Raw genomic sequence first — 20,048 nt, 5'->3', positions numbered from 1 at the left:
CCAGGCTGGCGGTGAACTATGCGCGCCCTGCACCGATGAGCGTGACCGCCAGCTTCGATCGGCGCGAAGGAAGGCGACATCCCCTTTCTTCGGCATGTGATTCAGCGGATCCCGGGCGTGCGCGGGTCCGGACCGAGGCAGGCTTGAATGACGCAGCCCGGCGCGGTATCCGCGAACGGCGGTGCCAGCGGGTAGTTCAGGCAGCTGAAGACATTGCAGCCCGGATATGCCGCGGGCCCGATGCCGAAGACCGCGAGCAGCAGATTCGTATCCACGTACCGGCTCGGATCCGCGCGCAGCGGCGGTTCGACATACGGACCGGGATCGGGCACCGGATGGTCTTGGAATGCCGCGAACAATCGGCGGAAGAATTCGTGCGGCAGCTCCGTGGTGTCCTCCAGGGCCACCTCAATGCCCTGGTTGCTGACACTTCCGAAGACTCCGGTCCACACCACCGTCAAATCCAGACTCGGCACGATGAAGATGTTCTGCATGCCGAGTCCGACCATGACATACACGTCGGTGGGCTGGAAGTCGTGGGACTCTCCGCATCCGAGGCCGATCCAGAACAGGTAGCCGAAGCACTTGTTCGCTGGTGACGGCTGGCGTGCCATGCGCAGATAGGTCTCGGAGACGAGTTGCTGTGAGCCCCAGCGCCCGTTATTGCTCACCAGCAGGCCGAGCTTGGCGAAATCGTTCGGTGGGATCATCAGATGGGCGTATCCGTAAGTGTGCCCGGCGCGGTCGCGCGCCCAGTAATAATCACCGCGTTCGATGCCGAGCGGATCGAAAAGCTCACGCTGCGCGAACTGCTGCAATGGCTCCCCGACGGCCAACTCGATGACATAGGCGAGCAGATCGACATTGCGCTGGCTGTAGCTGAATACCGCGCCCGGCGGATTGGTCAACGGCACTCCGAGCGCCTGCACGGCACTATTCGGATCGAGTGGAATTACCCCGGTGATACCCTCGGTAAGTAGACCCGCCGCCAGGCCGGACGATTCGGTCAGCAGATTCTCCACGGTGATCGACCGATGCTGCGCATCACCGAGTCCGGGCGGCAGGTACCGATCGATCGGCGCTTCGATATCGAGTTTCCCCTGATCCCACGCTATTCCGGCGAGCAGGGAAACCACGCTCTTCGTCGCACTCCAGATATTCCAGGCGACATTCCCGGTCTGGTCGTTCGTCGGCCCCTCGCCGATCAGGCAGTTATGCCGGAACACCTGCACATTCAACCGATTACGCCCGCCGGCGAACGTCAAGGCGTCCACGAGCAGTCCCGAATCCAGTCCAACCTGTTCCGGCGCCGCCCGTTCCGGGTCCCGCCCGGACGACACCTCACATGACAGCTGCTCGGTCGGCGTCGCCTGCGCACCCCCGGTAAAAACGCTCCCCGCGACCATCGATACCGCCGCAGTTCCGGCTAGTAATCTGTAGATGCGACCCATAGCTCGAGGCTATCGCGCCCGATAGTGCCGGAGCGGACGACAGGCTGAATACGGTTCAGCCGAATGCAAACCAGGCGTGCCGCTCGACATCGAATATTCCAAGATTCCTCTTGGCGGACCTCAGCGGCGTGACCCCATCCTGCGCCCATGGCGACCCGACAGCCGTGGATCGAGATCGCCACCTTCGGCAGAGCAGACCGTGTTCGCCGTCCCTGACTCACACCGCGGCTGTTCTTCGCGTCAGACCTCGAGCAGCTGCACGCAGTTCGTCGGTAGTGCAGACCGGCTGGGCTCCATGGCTGACTGCATTTGAGAGGACCTACCGACACGCGTCGTTCATCCAAAACGACGCCCGCCGAGTATCCGGCACAACAATCCACCAAGGTGAAACGTGCAACTGCTGGCTTACCTCCGAAGCGAAACCGGCGAGACGCCAAGACAGGAGAGCCACCGCTGCCAGCTCCAGCTGCACCGAAGTCGTTGTACCGCAACCGTCCCGACCAGGATCGTAGGAACATCAGACCGGGTAGGTACCCACGATGACCAGCCGTTTTCCGGATGCCCATGTCCTGCCGAGCATCGGTACCTGCGACTCTCACTGAAACCTGCACCACGACAAATGAATTCCTCGACGGGACTACTACACTTTCGCCTCTTCTCGACTTCGTTCCCGCTGCCGCCAGAACACATCGGCAAGATTCCCTGAATGCTGGCCCCAGCCCTGGTGCACATCGAACGTCGGCCCAAGCTGCCACACGAACTGCGACGCAGCATGCTCGACCAGGACGGCGCCGACCACCGCAGGATTCCGCCCGCCTCGCTGATCGTTCCGGTCACAGCACTAGTCGGTGTTGGTTCGTGATTGCCGGAACTGGTGCAACCGGCAGCAGTGCGCCGAGGTCGCGGGCAGCGGCTACGACCGATCCGTGCTGCGGCGAGCCACGCTTAAAAGAAATCCGGCACCGTCTGCGTCACATCATCGAGAAACGCGCTCACCATCGGCACCAATATCGCTGACTCCCAAAAGATGCCAACGTGCGTCGTCGGCAAAATCACCAAGCGGGCGGCCGGAACCCCCACCCTCGACATTGCCGCGTCCGCATCGCCGCCACTGCGCAGCTTGAACATCGCCAGCGTATGCTCCGGCTTCACGTCATCCGTATCACCAGCGATGACCATCGTCTTCGCAGAGATCGAACGCATATCCGCGTCGCTGATGTTCTGTTCATCGTGACCAAAGACCCTCATCTTTTGGAGGTAGGCCTCGAACGCCGTGGCGTCCGGCGTGTGCGCCATGAACGCATTCTCGACGGACGTACCGGCCCACTGTGTGGCGCCTCCTGAATCCTCGACGTCCGCCACCACAGACGGAGACCAGCCGTCCCTGCGGTATGCGGCCGACAGCGTGACCAGTTTGTTGACCAGTGTGGGGTGCCGGAGCGCGAGCTGCAGCGCGACCCCGCCGCCTTGTGAGTAGCCCATCACGTCCGCGCGTTCGATCGTCAACGCGCGCAGCAACGCCGCGGCATCGTCGGCGAACCGCGGGTAGGACAGCTCGCGCGACGTGTCCGGCGTGCGACCGTGCCCCTGCTGATCGAAGACGATCACGGTGCGCGTGCCCGCGAAAGCCGACACCCACGGCTCCATCGAGTCGGTGGCCATGTGCGCGCCGGGGATCAGCAGCAGCGGAGCCGTTTTCGACGTGCCGAGCTCTCCATACACCTCGTGATAGAGGCTCAGACCGTTGATCGGCAGGTGACCACTGCGCGAAGGCTTCATCGCTACCCCCTGACTTACTCACGTTCAGGACAACGACGCTACTTCCTCGTCAGGCAACGTTGTTAGGTAATCCGGTTTTCGGACCTTGGATTCAGGGGCGAAGTGTCGCTTGGACGGGATGAACACGAGTTCGACGTCTCTCGCCATTGAGGGTATTGACGTAGGCGCCGCCGGCAACCAATCCGGTCGCGCCCAACAGTGATATCAGCGAGGATGCCCATACTGAATGGCCATCGCGACAAGGCCGTTCGGCCAGAGGCTTGGCGATGACGTGCCGGAACCCTCCGGGCCATCGACGGCCACCCGTGGGTCGCGAGCAACAGCGAACTGTCGATCAGTGTGACGCGGGCGGGATGCTCTGCTCGTACTGGAAGACGTTGTGGGGGTCGTACTTCGCCTTGATCCTGCGCAGCCGCTCGAAGCGCTTGCTCCCCCAGTAGGCGGTCACCCACTCTTGCATTCCGACGTTCGGCACGTTGACGTAGGCGCCGGCCACGTAGGGCCGCAGCGCCTGGCTGAACTCAGCGGTCCAGGCCTGGGCCTGCGAGGTCAGCGGGTCGCCGACGCCTGGTTGTGTTGAACGATTCCCCCAGGCTGCGCCGATCTCGCCGTAGAAAAGCGCGTCGCGATGCGCGAACGCCGTGCCGCCGGCGGGCTCCCGCGTGATCGCCCCACCGAAGGCATCGACGAAGTAGTTGCTGTCCTCTGTGGGAGCGTTTCGCATGAAGTCGCCGATGATGTCGATCGCCTGCTTCGGGAACGGCTCTTTGACGAACTGCGAGAAGAACTTCCAGTTCGCGGGCTCTTGCGCGAGCGGGACCTGGGCTCCGGCAAAGAAGTCGCCCCAGTTACCGACCTGCACCGTGACATCGGGCGTGCCGATCGACAGGATCGGAGCCAGCATCTCTGTGGCCTGTGCCGCTGCCCCGTCCGCAAGCCACGCGGACAGCAGGATCTGGGACTTGTGGATCTCGAGTTCGGATCCCAGACGGTCGTCGGCGGACGGTACCGTACGCTGCCATGCTTCGAAGACCCCGTACAGGTCCCCGAGTCCATCCCATGTCGCCTGCACATAGGCGAGATGCTCGAGCGGATACACCTTGTAGGTGAGTTGTGTGACGATCCCGAAGTTGCCGTTTCCCGCCCCGCGCAGCGCCCAGAGCAGGTCCGGGTGATGCTGCATGTCCGCGTTGATCACCTCGGCGCAGTCGTGACCCGACGCGACGACGACCTCGGCCGCCATCAGGCTGTCGCAGGCCATACCGAGCCAGCGGTTGAGGGGCCCGAGGCCACCGCCGAGCGTCGCGCCGCACAGGCTTACGCTGCCCTCGCTTCCGGTTGTGACCGCAAGGTTCTGCTTCGCGAGCGTCGTTACCGCTTCCAGTTGGTTCAGCCCGGCACCGACCGTCGCGATACGAGCACCAGGGTCGATCTGGACCGATTTCAGCTGGCTGACGTCGATGACGATGCCGTTGTCGACGTTCGACCAGCCTTCGAGGGCGTGGCGGCCGCTGCGCACCCGCAGCGCGATGTCGTGCTGCCGCGCCCACGTGAGGGCGTTCACCACGTCCTTGGCTTCCTGTGCGAAGGCGATGACCAGTGGATAGTGAGAAAAGAGCTGGTCCCAGCCGAGTCGCGCATCCGTGTACGACTCGTCACCGGGGCGGACGATGTGGCCGGTCAGCGTGGCGGGCGGGCTTCCTCGGCTTTTACTCGGGTGGCCCGCGGCCACACTTCCCGGGGTGCTTGCGTCCGCAATATCCGCCGTGTCTGCGGCCGTCAGGCCCGCGACGACGACTGCTCCGACGCCGGCGGCCGCCGACGTCCTGAGCAGGTCACGGCGAGAAAGATCGCTCAAGGTCCAGATCCTCTCCGCGCGAGTATGCCGACACCTACGTCTCCAGCTTCCTCGAAGCCTGTATCGCTCGATGCGCATTCAAAGGATTTGATCGTCCTGGTTCCGCAGTGGCCCAGTCGACTACTGAGCTGCGGCAGGCTCTCGATTCGGAGGAATCCGATATCGCAGCCCTGCTGGCGTCCAGGGTGCAAGCCACTCCGCGCACTGTCTCCAGGATGCCGATACGCACCACTGTGCCCGACCTGCTGGGTATGCGCCTGGCTCATCGCGCCATGCTCGCCGACACCGCCCGCCTGCCCAGCCTCACCGCCGACATCGCGGTCGGGCACACCGCCTGCCCACCTACCCGGGCCGCAGCCGTCACCGAATACCTGCTGCTGCTCTGCGACAGCATCCACCATCACCACGACATCGAGGACACGGTGCTGGTAGCCAGCGGTAAGCTGTTGTTGACGCATTCCGCAGTACCGAATGACGTCCTGTCCGGTCCGGTCGCTGCTACAGCTGTCGGCCGGCCCGAATGCGCGTTCCAATCGGGACGCATCATGAACTTCACCAAGTAACGAATTACGTGTCGCACAGTCGGTTCGGCACGTAACGCATTCGCAGCAGCCCCAGTCCGGTAGCTCGGCAGCGCGGCCCCACTACGCGGACTCATAAAGTTCGTTGTAAGGAAGCAAAATGTCCAGCAAGATCGTGAAAACTCTAGCCGCGACCATTATTGCCGCGCCCCTGCTCGTCCTCGCGGCACCGGCAGCCACTGCCGATTCGATTGCCCCGGCGCCTCCGGCGTCCTCCGTCGCTCCGGTCGACGGATCGTTCGGATCGGCTACGTGGTGTTTCCCCCTCGGCAGTGTCGTCTGGTGCATCTGAGCTAGTCCGAGAACCCGGGTTGCCCTTCGTCGCGGGCCAGCATGCGACCGATGGCGGCGCAGTGGATCGTGCCCCCTGGTCGGCCCGGGTCACTGGCATCTCAACGGTCAGCAGGCTGATCGGGTGGGTATTCGCAGTGGTCGTGTCGAGGTGACGGTTTTCAAGCCTGCGGGGGTGTCGACGGTTATCGGGTCGCCGGAGGTGAGGGTGAGCGTCGTGGTGTCCGGGGTGATGCGGACGGTGACGGTGCCGGCGCCCACCGAGAGCCCACGGATGGTTATGCCGTGTGGGAATCCGTTGGGCAGCACGGGATTCAGTCGCGGATTCGTATCGGTCCAGCGCAGACCGGTCGTGGCGTAAAGCAGTCCCTGCAGGAAACCCGCCGCGCCGGTAACGAAGATCCAGGCCGCCTGGCCGAGTACGTTGGCGCCGGAACGGTCACCGCGGGCCTCGGACTGGAAGTTGTAGGGACCGCGTACGTATGGCTGCACCGATTGGTCCAGGTAGTACTGGGTACGGCAGGGGTCGTATTCGGCGCTGAGGATCGCGCCGACGGCATTACTCATGTTCGGGCCGTCGGGGTCGGTCCGCTCGAAGTAGTAGTGCAGGGTGTCGACCGGCGAGTACCCAGGTGTGGCGTAGGAGAACGGGTAGCTGAGCAGGACGGTATCCGCCTGCTTGATCGGTGCGCCCGCATACCCGAGGTATTCGGCGGGGACGCCGGGAGCGAGGTCGGGTGGCATGGCCATGTTGGCAGCGATGTCGGCCCAGCGTGGGTCGACCGGCAGCCCCGCCGACCCGGCGGCCTGGGCAGCGATGCGCATCGTGTTCATCACGCCGCCGTTGGTGAGAGCATTGTCGATAGTGACGGAGACGTACTCGTCGGCGCCGGCCGCGGGCACGTAATGGTATTTGCCGTCGGGCATTTTCGGGCCTACTCGGGCGGTGAGATAATCGGCGATCGCGGTGATCACCGGGGCACCACTGCCGTGCAGCCATTCCCGATCGCCGGTGGCGGTGTAGTACTGCCACTGAGCCAGCGCGATTTCGTTGTGCAGGTGTTCTTCCGTGAGCCCGCACACCCACGGTGAGGCGCACCGCTGGGCAGGGCCGTCGTTCCACGGATACAACGCACCCGGGAGCCCGTAACCGCGCGCGTTGGCCCGCGCCGCAGGCAGGGCCTGGCTACGGAAGTCGACTATCGTGCGCGCCAGGTCCGGGTACAGCGCCAGCAGTGTCGGGAAGATCCAGGTGTCGGCATCCCAGAACGTTATGCCGCCGTAGTCGTCGGAAGACAGTCCCGCGGGCTGCACGGCCCACCGGTCGCCTGCACGGACGCTGGCCAGCACCGAATACATGGCCGCGTGAATCCACCGGGTGTAGTCGTCGCGCCCGGCGATCTCGACCCCCTTCTGCCACAACTGGTCCCACGCGGCAGCATGCGCGCCATGTGCGGTGTTGTAACCCTCAGCACGGCCGGACTCGGCCGCGGTTGTGGCAGCGGCCTGCGGATCGGGACCGTAGTTGGTCGACGAGATCCCCACATACTTGGTGAAGGTGTAACTGCCCCCCTCGGTCACCGGCGTGGTGTAGCGGATCCCGCTGGTGGCGGGCAGCGCTGCAGCCGCGGTGTGCGGTGGTGTATCGACGGCCGAAACCACGAACGCGGTGTCCGGCGAGCCGTCCGCGCGCACCCCTGCGACACTCTGCTTGCGGGCCGGATCGGCGAAGGCGGTCACCGGGTACGCCCGCCGCGTGGCAGCGGTGTCGATCAGATCGGTGACATCGAGATCTCCCGAGAAGTCCGGGGCCACCGTCAACCGCTGCACCGCCAGATCGGGTCGCGAGCGGGACACGAAGGTGTCGTAACGCAGCCGTACCCGATGCTCGGGGTCCGGGGCCCAGGTGACTTGCGTTGTCGCCGTGGCGGTCCGGTAATCCAGCGTCTGCCTGTAGTCGTGTACGTCCGCCGGATCCACATCGGCTCGATATTGCTGACCGGCGACCCCGACGGTGAGCCCTGACCAGGCCGGTAACGCCGCGATCACCTGCGTGTACTGCGGCGAGGGACCCCCTTGGGCATAGAAACCCGCCAGATACGTGCCGGTATACCGAGGCTGCTGCAACGGAAACGCGGTACGTGCCGTGTCACCGTAATCGTGATACCCGCCGCCGCTGGGAGGTAGCATCGTGCCGATCCGCCCATTGCCCAGATATGGGGCGGCTCGAAAATCGTTCGGCGCGAACGTATCCGAAGTGGCCGACCACTCCGCATCCGCGCCGTCGTTCGCGCCTCCCGTACCGGGCACCAGCGTCACCGGGACTACCACACCGGCCAGTACGACCAACACCATCCACAGCCACCCACCCCGCGCCCGCACGGCGCTCCCGATCCAGGTCACGCCGCCCATCCTCAGAACCGGGCGCGCGTCGGTCAACACGACACGCACAAGTAGATGTCGTGCGTCAACCTCTCGCCAGGATTTGGTTGCTCACGCGGTTGACGCAACGGTCGGCCCGGTCATCCGAGGATTGTGTTCTCTACCTTCGCTTTTCGATGACGGCGCGATGCCGACCTGGCTGGTCCCACGGGTTCGGCATTCAGCCGGTTTCGAGTTGTTGCCGGGTCGATGCCGCGAGAGTGCGGCTGTCCGACTATTAGAATCACGATGTGCAGCGCGCTGCGGTGACCGATCCTTCGCGTGTCGTGGTTCTCGGGTCCGGGTTCGCGGGTCTGTGGGCGGCGCTCGCGGCAGCCCGGCGGCTCGACGAACTCGGTGTGGCGGTCGGAACCGTCGATATCACGATGATCAGTTCCACGCCGTACCACGACATCCGCGTGCGCGACTATGAGACCGATCTGAGCACGTCCCGCATCCCACTGAGCGATCTGCTCGATCCGGTCGGAATCGAGCATATCCTCGGCGAAGTGACGGCGATCGACGCGTCGGCGCGGGTCGTGGAATCCACCGCGGGCGCTCACCGCTACGACCGGCTCGTGCTCGCGGTGGGCAGCCAGGTGGTCAAGCCCGATATCCCTGGCCTGCGGGAGTTCGGTTTCGACATCGACACCCATGACGCGGCGACCAGACTGCAAGCCCACCTGTGCCGGCTTGCCGAGGGCCCCGCTGACCCGGCGGCCGCGACAGTAGTCGTCGTCGGGGCAGGTTTGACGGGAATCGAAGAGGCGACTGGGCTGCCCGCGATGCTCGCCGCCGCCTTTGCGACGCGTGCTGTCGCACCGCGGGTCATCCTGATCGACCGCAACCCGCTAGTCGGCTCGGACATGGGTGCATCCGCGCGACCGGTCATCGAGGCGGCGCTGGCCTACAGCGGGATCGAGACCAAGTTGGGTGTCGGGGTCGTCGCCATCGATGAGCGCGGGCTGACGCTGTCCTCGGGTGAAGTGGTGCCCGCCGCCACCGTCGTCTGGTGTGCCGGCATGCGGGCCAACCCGCTGACCGCGGACTTCGGGGTCGACCGTGACCGGCTGGGTCGACTCCCCGTCGACGATTATCTGCGGGTCCGCGGTGTGCCCGGGGTATTCGCCGCCGGTGACGTCGCCGCGGCGAGAATGGACGACGAGCATATGTCGGTGATGTCCTGCCAGCACAGCCGCCCGATGGGCCGATGGGCCGGATACAACGTCATCGGCGATCTTCTGGGCAAGCCCGTGAAGCCGTTGCGGATCCCGTGGTATGTAACGGTTCTCGATCTGGGACCGGCAGGCGCGGTGTACACCGAGGGCTGGGATCGCCACGTGGTCGCGTCCGGCGAGGAGGCTAAAGACACCAAGCGTGCCATCAACACCCGGCGCATCTATCCTCCGTTGAGCCGCGACCGCGACGCATTGCTGGCCGCCGCCGCGCCCGAACTGCAGGCCGCGCCCGAGCGCGGACCCGAGTCCACCCATTGACTACCAACGATCTCGGTGGCGACGGGGATCTCCGAAATGAGTTGAAGGCAAACCGGTTTGCTCCGCAGCGGTCGCCCAAGACATCTACGGCGGCCCGGAGTTCGGTGGCGGCCTCCGCCGCGATCGGTTCCAGGCCTGATTCGGCTGTAACCTGAACCATCATTTCGGGATGGATCGTTAGTGAAGCGAATGTCGGGGCTGGATCTCACAGCCGGGTGTAGTTCGCCTGGTCCTGCTCGAACGCCGTCAGAATCTCCGGTGTCAGTGTCAGGCGAGTGTTGGCGACGGCGACCAGGTAGTCCTCGACGTCGGCGGGTTCGCTCGTTTCTTCACGCATCGCGCGTTCGAACGCCGACTGGGCCCCGGCACGAGCGGCGTACTCGATGTCCGCAGGGGTGAAATGAGCTGTGGCGCGCACCAGGTGGTCGACGTCGATGGATTCGGCTGCAGGGCCGAGGTAGCGCTCCCAGATCGCTTTGCGCGCGGGCTCATCGGGCGGCCCGACCGGTATCACGTAGTCGAAGCGGCCGGGCCTCAGGAACGCCGAATCCAGCGATCGGACCGAGTTGGTGGCGCAGATCAGCAATCGGCTGTAGTCCTCCCGGAAAACCGGAATCAGCTTGAGCAGTTCGTTCGTCACACCATGCGCCGGACTGGTCGCGGTCCCCTCACGCACACCGGCGATCTCCTCCACCTCATCGATGAACAACAGCAGTTCGTCGAGTTCACCCAAATCCGCGAACACCTCACGCAGTGACGCCGCGAGCCCGCCGCTCGCCGTCGCGGCCAGTCGAGACGGGAACAACTCGATGAACGGCCACCCGAGCCGTGAGGCGACCGCTTTCGCAAAGCTGGTCTTACCGGTGCCCGGTGGCCCGAACAAAATCACGCTCTTGGGCGGCCGAACCCGATAGCGCTCGGCGACATCCGGGTTCGACAACGGCAACACGATCCGCCGTTCGATGATCTCTTTCTCCCGATCCATCCCCGCCATCGACTGCCACAACCCGGGTGGCAGCAGCCGCCCGCCCAGTTCGGACAGCAAACTAGCCTGCGCGGGCGCCAGTGGCTCGACCAGTTCGTAGTAGACGAGACCGGTCCTGCGTGCGTATCCGGAATTCTCGAACGCGACCGACCCGGTGGCGCCCTCGGGAACGAGCGCGCAGATCCGCCGCACGCCGTCCGCGCGCAGCCGCCGCTCCAGTTCGGTCAGCAACGCACTACCGATACCACGCCGCCGCCAATGCGCCCCCAGCGCCACCAGCAGAACCCACGCACGCTCGCCCTGGATCTGCGCGACCGCCATGCCGACGAGCTCATCGCCCACCTCGGCCACCACCGTCGGCTGACCCGCCCGCGCCGACGCCAACACCTCCGCCAACGCGACCACCGGCTCATCCGCGGTCGTCATACGGCTCTGCTCCCAGATCTGAATCGCCTGATCCAGATCAGCGTCACGAAATTCGCGCAGTCGCCATACCGGCATACACACTTCCAACCAGGATCGAAGGGTGGGTGAACCGAAGCGCTCCTCTCAGTAAACACCGGCAGCACCGGTGAGTAAGCCATTCTCCGAACTCCGCCGGGCACCGAACGCAGGGCCCCGATTTCCGGACGGGCCTCTGGTCACAGGGTTACCTGCCGTTTATCCGGCCATGCTCGGGGCAACCGGGAGACGACACGTCGTCTACCCCGGAGGAGTCGCCATGGTTGATGTACCTGCCACCGTCGTGCGAAGCGCATTCGCGGCCGGCGCCCGGCTCCGGCACGCGCGGGTCTTCCATCCCAACGGGGTGTACCTGTCGGGCCGGTTGCACGCCGAATACGAATTCGAGCACCTGTTCGGCAGCGGTGAACGAGCCGTCATCGCTCGCCTGTCCAAGGGCACCGGCCTGCCCGGACCGGTGCCGGACGTGCTCGGCTTCGCGTTCCGCGTGCTCGACCGCGACGACAACCCGTGGGACTTCGCGCTCGCGACCACGGGCCGCAGCACCCTCGGCCGGTTCGTGTTCACCGTCGCGACCGGCTGGTCGCGCGCCAGGTACGGCGGTCTCATGCCGTACCGCTTCGGCGATTCGATGCCGACCTGGGTGTTCGCCGAACCCGATGCGGCGCAACCGAAAACGGCGTCCATCGATGCACTCGAGGATTACCTGCTCGCACACGAAGTGCACTTCGACCTGGTCGGCAGCCCCATCACCGGCCCGACCCGCAAACTCGCCGGGATCACCCTGCGCTCGGCTCAGGGTGCCGAACATCGGACCGACTACTTCGACCCGATGCTCAACCACCCCGCCGAGGTAGAGATGGTCCCGAAGGCAGTGCGGCAACTGCGCGAGTTCGCCTACGCGGGTAGCCGCCAGGGGCGTGGCGAGGCGGATTGATCGGCGTCAGTGGTGATCACCTCGTCGAGATCCGCGACCACATCATCCGCCCGCCCCCGCGCAGCAGCCTGTCGATCTCGCCGGCGCCAAACAGGTGAGCTCGGTGAACTTCATATAGTGCGGCTGTAGCATCGGCGTCGAGCACAGCACCGATGCCGCCGAGTGAATCGATCATCTTCTCGATCTGGACGGCTGTCAGCGTGACCTTCTCCCCGAGCTGCTCCAATTCGCTTTGGGCCCTTGCCTTTCCAGTTCGTGCGGTCTTCATGACCCGCCGCCGGAACCGCCGTATTGCGGCTCGTTGACCGGCTTTGCCCATGCAGGCGCCCGATTTCGATACCACGGTGATTTCGATCGGCATCCGACAGTTATCGTCTCCGCCATCTCGGTTTCCAGCACTTTGGCGAATGCGACGAGTGCCGGACCGGACACAAAGCCGAGCTGTCGGCCGCAGGCTCTGCCGAGTCGAACATCGGCTTCAGTGCCGCGCGTGCTTCGTTTGCTTCGATCGCGATCTCCGAGCCGGACTCTCGAACCCCTCCGCCGGAGGATTTCACCCCACCGTCAGTCTCTGATGGAGTTAATCCTGCTGCGGTAGTCGATTCATGGAGGATTTCCGCTGTAACGGTGCGCTGGAATGACCGAGCTCGCCATGATCGCTACGTTGGCGAGCATGCGCACCGATGGAGACTCCTGGGACATCAATACCAGCGTGGGATCTACGGCGTTGTTCGTCGCGGCGGCTCGCGCGCTTGGCGGCCGCGCGGCCGACGCGCTGGTGGAAGACCCGTTCGCCGAGCTTTTCGTGCGGGCCGCGGGCGGCGAGTGGGCCGAGCTGCTCGACGGTCGAGTGCCTGCCCATCCGTTGCTGACCCCTGAGTTCGGCATTCAGTTCCGGCAGCACCAGGTCGCCCGCACCCGATACTTCGACGACTACGCACACGCGGCCGCGGCCGCGGGCATCCGGCAGGTGGTCATCCTCGCGGCCGGCCTCGACGCCCGCGCGTACCGGCTGCCGTGGCCCGACGGCACGGTCGTCTACGAGCTGGACCGGCCGCAGGTACTGGAGTTCAAGCGCGAAACTCTCGAGCACGCTGGTCGAGAACCGATCGCCGAGCGCCACGAGGTGCCGGTGGACCTGCGTGAAGATTGGCCGAAAGCGTTGTGCGACAGCGGCTTCGATCCTGCCCTGCCGACTGCGTGGCTGGTGGAGGGTCTGCTGATCTATCTGTCGTCGGCCGCGCAGGATCAGCTGTTCGACGCCATCGTCTCGCTCAGCGCGCCCGGCAGCCGGGTCGCGATCGAGCAGATGGATCCGCTGCCCGCGGAGGTCGTCGCCGAGATGGCCGAGCACGACGACGCGGGCTCGGACTGGGTGCGGTTGATCTACAACGAGCCCCGCGGTGAGGTCACCGAGTGGTTCACCGACCGCGGTTGGACCGGCGAGCGTGTCTACCTCACCGACTACATCCGCGGCATCGGCCGCACACCCGCCGCCGACCGGTCATCGATCAGCCTGGTCACCGCCGTACGGCCCTGAGCTGGCCTTTCTGCTGACCGTTGCGCGCCACCGGACCGTGACCCGTCCGGGTTTCACAGACCGCAGGCGACCGAGTCACGAGAACCCGGATCCGATCGAGGAACGGTATCGGTTGAGCGACGGATCGGTGGAGATCCTGGTCGTCAGTGTCACGGCCGGCGCGTAACTGCCGCATGCTGACGGACAGAGGTCGGCCCAGCACCCCGGAGAAGGGAGATGCACGGTGGCATTGGGACGTCGTCGGTTGCTGATCGGTTTCGGCGGTGCGGGTGGCCTCGCCCTGGCCGGATGCGGGTGGGTGCGCGAACCCGCGCCGCCACCCAAAGCCGCCACAATCGGATTCGATCCCCCACCTGGCACCAACGATGTCGATGCGCGCAGCCTCGGCACGATCACCGTCACGGACGGAACGCTGCGGTCGGTCGAATGGATCGATGAAACAGGCAGATCACTGCCGGGCGCATCGGCACCCGATCTTCGAACCTGGACCAGTGCCGAGCCACTCGGCTACGGACACACCTACACGGTGAAAGCCATGGCTCACGGCGAATCCGGCGACATCACCGCGACGACAACCTGCGCCACGGTGCGACCGCAACAGCTCGTCGACGTGTCTCTGCGCTCCGCCAATCTCGTCGATCTGGCCGAAAACGACACCTACGGAGTAGGTTTCGTGCTCGTCGCCCATTTCGACGAACCCGTCGATCGGGCAGCCGTGGAACGTCACCTGAAGGTCACCACAGAGCCGGCCGTCGCCGGCGCCTGGTACTGGCTCGACGATCAGAACGCACACTGGCGGCCGGAGCACTATCACGCACCGGGAACCAGGATCACGATCGCGGCCGAACTGTTCGGCGTCGCGCTCGGCGAGGGCCGCTACGGCCTGCGCAACCAACGGGCTTCGGTGATCATCGGGCCCGCGCACGTCGCGATCGCCGACGATGACACCAAACAGATCGAGGTCTTCGACAACGGAAACCTGGTGCGCACCATGCCCACATCGATGGGCAAGGGCGGCACCACCGTTGTCGGTGGTAGAGCCATGTCGTTCTGGACCCGCCCGGGCATCTACACCGTGCTGGACCGAAATGACCCGGTGATCATGGATTCCGCCAGTTACGGCCTACCCGCCGGCTCCGGCGGCTACCGCACCAGCATCAACCATGCGGTGCGCATCAGCCACGACGGAATCTTCGTGCACGAATTGGCCGCAACCATGTGGGCCCAAGGCAACACCAACGTCTCACACGGCTGCCTCAACATCTCCCCTAACGACGCCGCATGGTTCTACGACTTCGTCATCCCCGGCGACGTAGTCGAGGTCCGCAACACCGGCGGCGACCCCCTCGACATCTGGCAGAACGGCGACTGGAGCATGCCCTGGTCCGACTGGCTTCTCGGCAGCGCCCACACTTGACACGAACGAGAAAGGGGGGCTGTCCCCCGCGGACCTGTCGTGACCTTTACAGGGCCGTTGCCGCGGGTTGGACCGGACTCCATCGGTGGAACCCACCCGAAGCCGATTCGAGCCGCCACCACGCCAACCGCTCGGCGAGTTCGGGCAACCAACTGGCCGGCGCATCGCAGAGATCGTGTCGTGCGCGGGCAGCCGCGGCGTGCAGAACGTCGGCGGCGACAGCGGGAAAGTCGTGTCGGAGGTGCTCGATCGCATCGGCGACAACGACGTCGTGTGTGGCTCTATCCGATCTCACCGATGTCATCTCGTACCTTTCGTACCGGCTCGTTCGTGGATGACTTTGTCGGCTGACAGTATTTGCTTCGATCGTGGCGGGGACAGGGCCACTGGTCCCACTCTCGTGGGCCGATCGGCACCGATGGTCCCGGCCTCGGTGGGACCATCAGGAAGAGGGTGGACTCACGGGTTACCGATGGCCGGGTCGGATCGAATGCGGCCACGAACTGCTCGATGGCGGTCCACATCATCCGGTCCGACACCGTCACAATCGTGAACGAGGCTATAGATCAGAACGAGACAACTTGCTGCAACACGCTGCTCAGCAGAAATCAGGATCTACGGTGGAGTTATGACCGCCTTGGAGTATCAGCATTTGCTGGTCGCGCGGGATGGCGACACGGTGCGCATCACCATGAACCGGCCCGAGCGACGCAATGCGCTGTCCGGCGAGCATCTGGCCGAACTGCTCGCCTGCTTCCGGGCCGCCGGTGAGACCGACGCCACCGGGATAGTGCTCGGAGCGCACGGTCCGGTGTTCTCCGCGGGACATGATTTCGCCGACGTGGCCGGACGCGACCTGCTCGGCGTGCGCGAACTGCTCACACTGTGCACCGAGCTCATGTCGACCATCGAGTCGGTGCCGCAGGTGGTGATCGCCCGGGTGCACGGTCTGGCCACGGCCGCCGGCTGCCAGCTGGTGGCCTCATGCGATCTGGCCGTCGCCGCCGAATCGGCCGGGTTCGCGCTCCCCGGCGGCAAGGGCGGCTGGTTCTGCCATACCCCCGCGGTGCCGGTGGCGCGCGCCGTCGGCCGTAAACGCCTGATGGAACTGGCTCTCACCGGCGACCCGATCGATGCCCGCACCGCCGAACAATGGGGCTTGATCAACCGCGCGGTGCCAGACGCCGAACTGGACACCGCCGTCGAAGAGTTGCTCGCCCGCGCCACCCGGGGCAGCCGGGCCAGCAAGGCGCTCGGCAAACGCACTCTCTACAGCCAACTCGACCGCCCCGAAGCAGATGCCTATGCCCTCGCGCTGGAAGTCATGGCCGCCGCCGCCCAACTTCCCGGCGCCCGCGAAGGGATGGCGGCCTTCCTGGCCAAGCGCCCGCCCGTCTGGCGCGATTAGCCGCGGGAGGGGCTGCCGGAGTCGATAGGGTTGGTTCGATGTCCAGAATCGACGAGTGTGCGAGCCGAGTCGCCGCAGCCGCCCTGCGGTCGGGACGGACAGTGGCGGTCGCGGAGTCGTTGACCTGCGGGCAGTTGTCGTCGGCGTTGGGTGCTGCCCCGGACTCGGCACAGTGGTTGCGGGGTGCGGTGGTTGCCTACAGTGCGGATGTCAAACGGCAGGTGCTGGGCGTTCCCGAGGTTCCTGTGGTGTCGGAGACCGCGGCCCGAGCCATGGCGGTCGGCGTGCGGAGATTGCTCGGCGCGGACGTGGCTGTGGCGGTGACCGGAGTGGGCGGCCCCGATCCCCAGGACGGTGAACCGGCTGGATCGGTCTGGCTGGCAGTCCACGCCGAGGATGGGACCCGGGCTCGGCATGAGCTCTTCGATGGCGACCCCGAAGACGTGCTGGGGCAAACGGTTGAAGTCGCGCTCGACATGGTGTGCGAGGCGATAGGCGAAACCCCGAGCTGACCGCTACCGATATCTACGCGGCAGACGGGTAGCCCTCCGATATCCACCGCCGAGCGAAGGAGCGACAGTGACCCGATTCGGATACACACTGATGACCGAGCAGAGCGGCCCGCGCGAACTCGTCCGCTATGCGGTCGCCGCCGAGAGGGCAGGATTCGACTTCCTGGTCAGCAGCGACCACTACGCGCCGTGGCTCGAGGAGCAGGGACACGCACCGAACGCCTGGACCACTCTCGGGGCCGTCGCACAGGCGACACGGCGCATCCCGTTGATGACCTACGTGACGTGCCCGACCATGCGCTACCACCCGGCGATTGTGGCGCAGCAGGCGGCGACGTTGCAGATCCTGGCAGAAGGACGGTTCACTCTCGGGCTCGGAAGCGGCGAGAGCCTGAACGAGCACGTCATCGGTGCGGGCTGGCCCGGGCTCGAGGAACGGCTGGAGCGACTCGCGGAGGCCATCGGCATCATTGGTGACCTGCACGCGGGCGGGACGGTCAGCCGACTCGGCCGGTGGTATCGAGTCGACGCCGCAAAGGTCTGGGACCTGCCGGATCAGCCGGTACCGATCGCGGTCGCGGTATCCGGACCACGATCGGTGCAGCGATTGGCCCCGCTGGCCGACGAAATGGTCAGCACCAGTCCCGACGCCGAACTCGTTCGGTCATGGCATCGCATCCGCGCGAACGCCTCCGCCGCGGCGCCGTCCCGCGTCACCGGGCAACTGCCGATCAGCTGGGATACCAACCGCGACAAAGCAATTCAGCGCGCCCATGAACAGTTCCGGTGGTCGGCGGGCGGCTGGGATGTCAACTCGAACCTGCCGACACCGGCGAGTTTCGCGGCCGCGACGCAGTTCGTGCGTCCGCAAGATGTCGCCGAGACGATCCAGTGCGGCCCCGATCTCGACGCCATCGTGGCGGCGGTGCGGCCCTACCAGGATGCCGGCTTCACCGACGTCGCTGTCGTCGAGATCGGCGACGAACAGCAGGACCGGTTCCTCGCCGAGGCCGCCGAACCGCTACTGGCGAAACTGCGTGCGGCCGACACCGGTTAGGCCATCCACACGGGTTGCCTTCTTCTCGAGCGGTCTGCTTCAGGCAGCCGGATCCGGTTCGGAGCGTTCGGCGAGTTCGGCGATCAGCGGCTGTGCTGCGTCGGGGATCTGCGTATCAGTCCAGTGATAGGTGCTGGTCCGATGGCCGTCGGTGACGGTGAGTTCGTAGTCGAACTGATCCGGTATCGGCGAACGATGTGTCGGCGTGTCCTGCTCGAGCAATGTGTCGTTGAGCAGGTCTGTGATGACCGGTGCCTGCTCGGCGGGCAGGTCGCGCGCGTCGACCGAGGTTGTCATCTCTATTCCGGCGAGGCCGCCGCTTCGCCGGAATTCGAGATGTACGTCGGATGTGGCCATAGACACGATGGTATTCGTGGCCGTGCGGTTCAACGCAGCGGAACTTTCACAGCATCCCATGCAGATTCCACCGCGTGTGCTTCGTTGCTGACCGTTCCGAAACGGTAGCGGGCCTGTTTCAACGTCAATGCGGCGAAGTTGCTGAAAGTGGCGTTGGGCTTGAGCCCAGGGTCGACGAGCGCGTCGTACCAAATTGTTCCCGGCGTCTTCCACGCTTCCCCGCCCAGCGTGGTGGCTAGCACATAAAAGGCGTGGTTCGGGATGCCCGAATTGATGTGGACGCCGCCGTTGTCCCTGGTGGTCTGTACGTATTTGGACATATCGGCGGGTTGGTTGTCGTGAGGGTTGGCTGTGCCGGGGGCCTTCAGCGATCGCAACGCAGGTGACAACAGCGGTCCCACGATGTCCGCGCCGATCAACCAGTCGGCTTGATCGGCGGTTTGGGCCAGGTGGTACTGCTTCACCAATGATCCGAACACGTCGGAGATGGATTCGTTCAGTGCGCCGGACTGGTTGGAATAGGTGAGATTCGCCTCGAACTGGGTGACGCCATGGGTCAACTCGTGCGCGACCACGTCGAGGCTGCGGGTGGTGTCGGTGAATACCTGGCTACCTCCGTCACCGAAGAACATGTGTCCCTGTCCATCCCAGAACGCGTTGTCGTACTTCGTACCGAAATGGACCATCGCGGCGATCGGCATGCCCTGGTCGTCGATGGAGTCGCGTTGGAAGACGTTCCAGTAGAAATCATAGGTTTCGCCGAAGTTGTCATAGGCGGCGTTGATCGACGGGTCGGCAACCGGCGGCTGACCTTCGGCTCGAACAAGAGTGCCCGGCACCGTCGCAGTGGAATGGCGCTGGTCGAAGATCGATCGCTGCGGTACCCCGTTCGATACCGCGCCGACCGCTTGTTGCGGTTGTGGTCCCTGTCGGCCGACGGCTTCGGCCCGCAGCATTCGGATGCTGTTGTCCAGATCCATGGATGCAAGCAGTTCTGCTCGCTGTTTCGGCGGGAGTTCACGTGCGACCGACTGCAGTAGGTCGGGTGGGAGTATGCACGCTGCTGGATATCGCATTTTCTGCTCCGTTCGGGTGCTGAGCGGTGGCTGATTATGGATGCGGGCCGGGCCGGTTGGAGCGCGGCAATGGCTCGCTCGGAGTCGAGGTTCGCGAGGACCGTTTGGCGGCACTACGTTATTCGGGTGTCGATATCCGTCGAAAACGCTTGTGGCGCTGTCGATTTATGTCGTTGCCGCACGGTTCAGCGGAACAGATGAGTGGCTTGTGCCTTACCACCTCGACCAGCATCGACCTGCGCATTAAATTCTCCGGCAGCGCATAGTCCCGGGCACGGGTAAGCAACTACTCCTTATTTGCTGTCGAAGCGACGAACCGGGTCGGGTAGCGCCCGACAGAATAACCGTGATCGGGCTTGTCATTTGGCTCATATGCAGCGTCGGTGTCGGTCCGGACTCCAATGCTGACGACAATGGGTG

Annotated in this window: 18 protein-coding genes; 9 read left to right on the top strand and 9 right to left on the bottom strand. The window is 65.1% G+C overall.

All coding sequences use genetic code 11. From position 1 onward, the window contains the following. Positions 1 to 101: 101 nt before the first annotated feature. Positions 102 to 1,451, bottom strand: a complete 1,350-nt coding sequence (locus tag ACQPYR_RS20735) for a serine hydrolase domain-containing protein (RefSeq protein WP_433634627.1) — start codon at positions 1,449 to 1,451, stop codon at positions 102 to 104. Between the two features lie 706 nt (positions 1,452 to 2,157). Here ACQPYR_RS20735 and ACQPYR_RS20730 point away from each other — a divergent pair. Beyond that, a complete protein-coding gene (locus tag ACQPYR_RS20730) occupies positions 2,158 to 2,313 on the top strand; it encodes a hypothetical protein (RefSeq protein ID WP_433634625.1) in 156 nt (51 codons plus the stop codon). An 83-nt stretch (positions 2,314 to 2,396) separates the two neighbouring features. Here ACQPYR_RS20730 and ACQPYR_RS20725 read toward each other — a convergent pair whose 3' ends face one another. Together ACQPYR_RS20725 and ACQPYR_RS20720 are read right to left on the bottom strand one after the other, a co-directional pair. Further along, positions 2,397 to 3,230 (bottom strand): alpha/beta fold hydrolase, encoded by an 834-nt coding sequence (locus ACQPYR_RS20725; protein ID WP_433634623.1) that lies wholly within the window; start codon positions 3,228 to 3,230, stop codon positions 2,397 to 2,399. Positions 3,231 to 3,564: 334 nt separating this feature from the next. Next, positions 3,565 to 5,088: an FAD-binding oxidoreductase gene (locus ACQPYR_RS20720; RefSeq protein ID WP_433634621.1), complete on the bottom strand. Its 1,524-nt coding sequence runs from the start codon at positions 5,086 to 5,088 to the stop codon at positions 3,565 to 3,567. 215 nt (positions 5,089 to 5,303) lie between these two features. Here ACQPYR_RS20720 and ACQPYR_RS20715 point away from each other — a divergent pair, with 215 nt between their 5' ends. Further along, the gene (locus ACQPYR_RS20715; RefSeq protein ID WP_433634619.1) at positions 5,304 to 5,651 is read left to right on the top strand and encodes a hypothetical protein; all 348 of its coding nucleotides are present in this window, start codon (positions 5,304 to 5,306) and stop codon (positions 5,649 to 5,651) included. Positions 5,652 to 6,068: 417 nt separating this feature from the next. On the opposite strand, the gene ACQPYR_RS20710 is transcribed toward ACQPYR_RS20715, so the two are convergent. Then, a complete protein-coding gene (locus tag ACQPYR_RS20710; RefSeq protein WP_433634617.1) occupies positions 6,069 to 8,363 on the bottom strand; it encodes a hypothetical protein in 2,295 nt (764 codons plus the stop codon). 284 nt (positions 8,364 to 8,647) lie between these two features. Here ACQPYR_RS20710 and ACQPYR_RS20705 point away from each other — a divergent pair, with 284 nt between their 5' ends. After that, a complete protein-coding gene (locus ACQPYR_RS20705; RefSeq protein WP_433635201.1) occupies positions 8,648 to 9,877 on the top strand; it encodes an NAD(P)/FAD-dependent oxidoreductase in 1,230 nt (409 codons plus the stop codon). Between the two features lie 205 nt (positions 9,878 to 10,082). On the opposite strand, the gene ACQPYR_RS20700 is transcribed toward ACQPYR_RS20705, so the two are convergent. Further along, a complete protein-coding gene (locus ACQPYR_RS20700) occupies positions 10,083 to 11,363 on the bottom strand; it encodes an ATP-binding protein (RefSeq protein WP_433634615.1) in 1,281 nt (426 codons plus the stop codon). Between the two features lie 220 nt (positions 11,364 to 11,583). On the opposite strand from ACQPYR_RS20700, the gene ACQPYR_RS20695 reads away from it, so the two are divergent. Next, complete coding sequence (locus ACQPYR_RS20695; protein ID WP_433634613.1) at positions 11,584 to 12,261, top strand: phosphodiesterase; 678 nt, start codon at positions 11,584 to 11,586, stop codon at positions 12,259 to 12,261. Between the two features lie 16 nt (positions 12,262 to 12,277). On the opposite strand, the gene ACQPYR_RS20690 is transcribed toward ACQPYR_RS20695, so the two are convergent. Further along, positions 12,278 to 12,622, bottom strand: a complete 345-nt coding sequence (locus ACQPYR_RS20690; RefSeq protein WP_433634611.1) for a hypothetical protein — start codon at positions 12,620 to 12,622, stop codon at positions 12,278 to 12,280. 312 nt (positions 12,623 to 12,934) lie between these two features. On the opposite strand from ACQPYR_RS20690, the gene ACQPYR_RS20685 reads away from it, so the two are divergent. Together ACQPYR_RS20685 and ACQPYR_RS20680 are read left to right on the top strand one after the other, a co-directional pair. Continuing rightward, a complete protein-coding gene (locus ACQPYR_RS20685; RefSeq protein ID WP_433635200.1) occupies positions 12,935 to 13,801 on the top strand; it encodes an SAM-dependent methyltransferase in 867 nt (288 codons plus the stop codon). A 223-nt stretch (positions 13,802 to 14,024) separates the two neighbouring features. Beyond that, positions 14,025 to 15,218 carry an Ig-like domain-containing protein gene (locus ACQPYR_RS20680; protein WP_433634609.1) on the top strand — a complete coding sequence of 398 codons (1,194 nt, stop codon included), beginning with the start codon at positions 14,025 to 14,027 and terminating at the stop codon, positions 15,216 to 15,218. A gap of 46 nt (positions 15,219 to 15,264) precedes the next feature. Here the strand turns inward: ACQPYR_RS20680 and ACQPYR_RS20675 are convergent, their stop codons facing one another. Then, on the bottom strand, positions 15,265 to 15,522 hold the full coding sequence (locus ACQPYR_RS20675) for a hypothetical protein (RefSeq protein ID WP_433634607.1): 258 nt from the start codon (positions 15,520 to 15,522) through the stop codon (positions 15,265 to 15,267). A 324-nt stretch (positions 15,523 to 15,846) separates the two neighbouring features. On the opposite strand from ACQPYR_RS20675, the gene ACQPYR_RS20670 reads away from it, so the two are divergent. From ACQPYR_RS20670 to ACQPYR_RS20660, 3 genes are all read left to right on the top strand, one after another. Then, complete coding sequence (locus tag ACQPYR_RS20670; protein WP_433603096.1) at positions 15,847 to 16,626, top strand: enoyl-CoA hydratase-related protein; 780 nt, start codon at positions 15,847 to 15,849, stop codon at positions 16,624 to 16,626. Between the two features lie 38 nt (positions 16,627 to 16,664). Next, entirely contained in the window at positions 16,665 to 17,138 is a 474-nt protein-coding gene (locus ACQPYR_RS20665) for a CinA family protein (protein ID WP_433634605.1), read from the top strand. A gap of 67 nt (positions 17,139 to 17,205) precedes the next feature. Continuing rightward, the gene (locus ACQPYR_RS20660) at positions 17,206 to 18,195 is read left to right on the top strand and encodes a TIGR03557 family F420-dependent LLM class oxidoreductase (RefSeq protein WP_433634603.1); all 990 of its coding nucleotides are present in this window, start codon (positions 17,206 to 17,208) and stop codon (positions 18,193 to 18,195) included. Between the two features lie 39 nt (positions 18,196 to 18,234). Here ACQPYR_RS20660 and ACQPYR_RS20655 read toward each other — a convergent pair whose 3' ends face one another. Beyond that, complete coding sequence (locus tag ACQPYR_RS20655) at positions 18,235 to 18,552, bottom strand: protealysin inhibitor emfourin (RefSeq protein ID WP_433634601.1); 318 nt, start codon at positions 18,550 to 18,552, stop codon at positions 18,235 to 18,237. Between the two features lie 29 nt (positions 18,553 to 18,581). Next, positions 18,582 to 19,628, bottom strand: coding sequence for a M4 family metallopeptidase (locus ACQPYR_RS20650; protein WP_433634599.1), 1,047 nt, complete (start codon positions 19,626 to 19,628; stop codon positions 18,582 to 18,584). Positions 19,629 to 20,048 lie beyond the last annotated feature (420 nt).

Source organism: Nocardia sp. CA-120079 (assembly GCF_050955745.1).
GTDB lineage: Bacteria > Actinomycetota > Actinomycetes > Mycobacteriales > Mycobacteriaceae > Nocardia.
Note: the sequence above shows the minus strand (reverse complement) of the source record. Positions and strands in the feature narration are given on the sequence as shown.

Coding starts and splice junctions, on each gene's coding strand:
- ACQPYR_RS20665 (WP_433634605.1), top strand. CDS start 16,665: ATGTCCAGAATCGACGAGTGTGCGAGCCGAGTCGCCGCAGCCGCCCTG.
- ACQPYR_RS20670 (WP_433603096.1), top strand. CDS start 15,847: ATGACCGCCTTGGAGTATCAGCATTTGCTGGTCGCGCGGGATGGCGAC.
- ACQPYR_RS20695 (WP_433634613.1), top strand. CDS start 11,584: ATGGTTGATGTACCTGCCACCGTCGTGCGAAGCGCATTCGCGGCCGGC.
- ACQPYR_RS20675 (WP_433634607.1), bottom strand. CDS start 15,522: ATGACATCGGTGAGATCGGATAGAGCCACACACGACGTCGTTGTCGCC.
- ACQPYR_RS20650 (WP_433634599.1), bottom strand. CDS start 19,628: ATGCGATATCCAGCAGCGTGCATACTCCCACCCGACCTACTGCAGTCG.
- ACQPYR_RS20735 (WP_433634627.1), bottom strand. CDS start 1,451: ATGGGTCGCATCTACAGATTACTAGCCGGAACTGCGGCGGTATCGATG.
- ACQPYR_RS20730 (WP_433634625.1), top strand. CDS start 2,158: ATGCTGGCCCCAGCCCTGGTGCACATCGAACGTCGGCCCAAGCTGCCA.
- ACQPYR_RS20725 (WP_433634623.1), bottom strand. CDS start 3,230: ATGAAGCCTTCGCGCAGTGGTCACCTGCCGATCAACGGTCTGAGCCTC.
- ACQPYR_RS20700 (WP_433634615.1), bottom strand. CDS start 11,363: ATGCCGGTATGGCGACTGCGCGAATTTCGTGACGCTGATCTGGATCAG.
- ACQPYR_RS20715 (WP_433634619.1), top strand. CDS start 5,304: ATGCCGATACGCACCACTGTGCCCGACCTGCTGGGTATGCGCCTGGCT.
- ACQPYR_RS20655 (WP_433634601.1), bottom strand. CDS start 18,552: ATGGCCACATCCGACGTACATCTCGAATTCCGGCGAAGCGGCGGCCTC.
- ACQPYR_RS20690 (WP_433634611.1), bottom strand. CDS start 12,622: ATGCCGATCGAAATCACCGTGGTATCGAAATCGGGCGCCTGCATGGGC.
- ACQPYR_RS20685 (WP_433635200.1), top strand. CDS start 12,935: ATGCGCACCGATGGAGACTCCTGGGACATCAATACCAGCGTGGGATCT.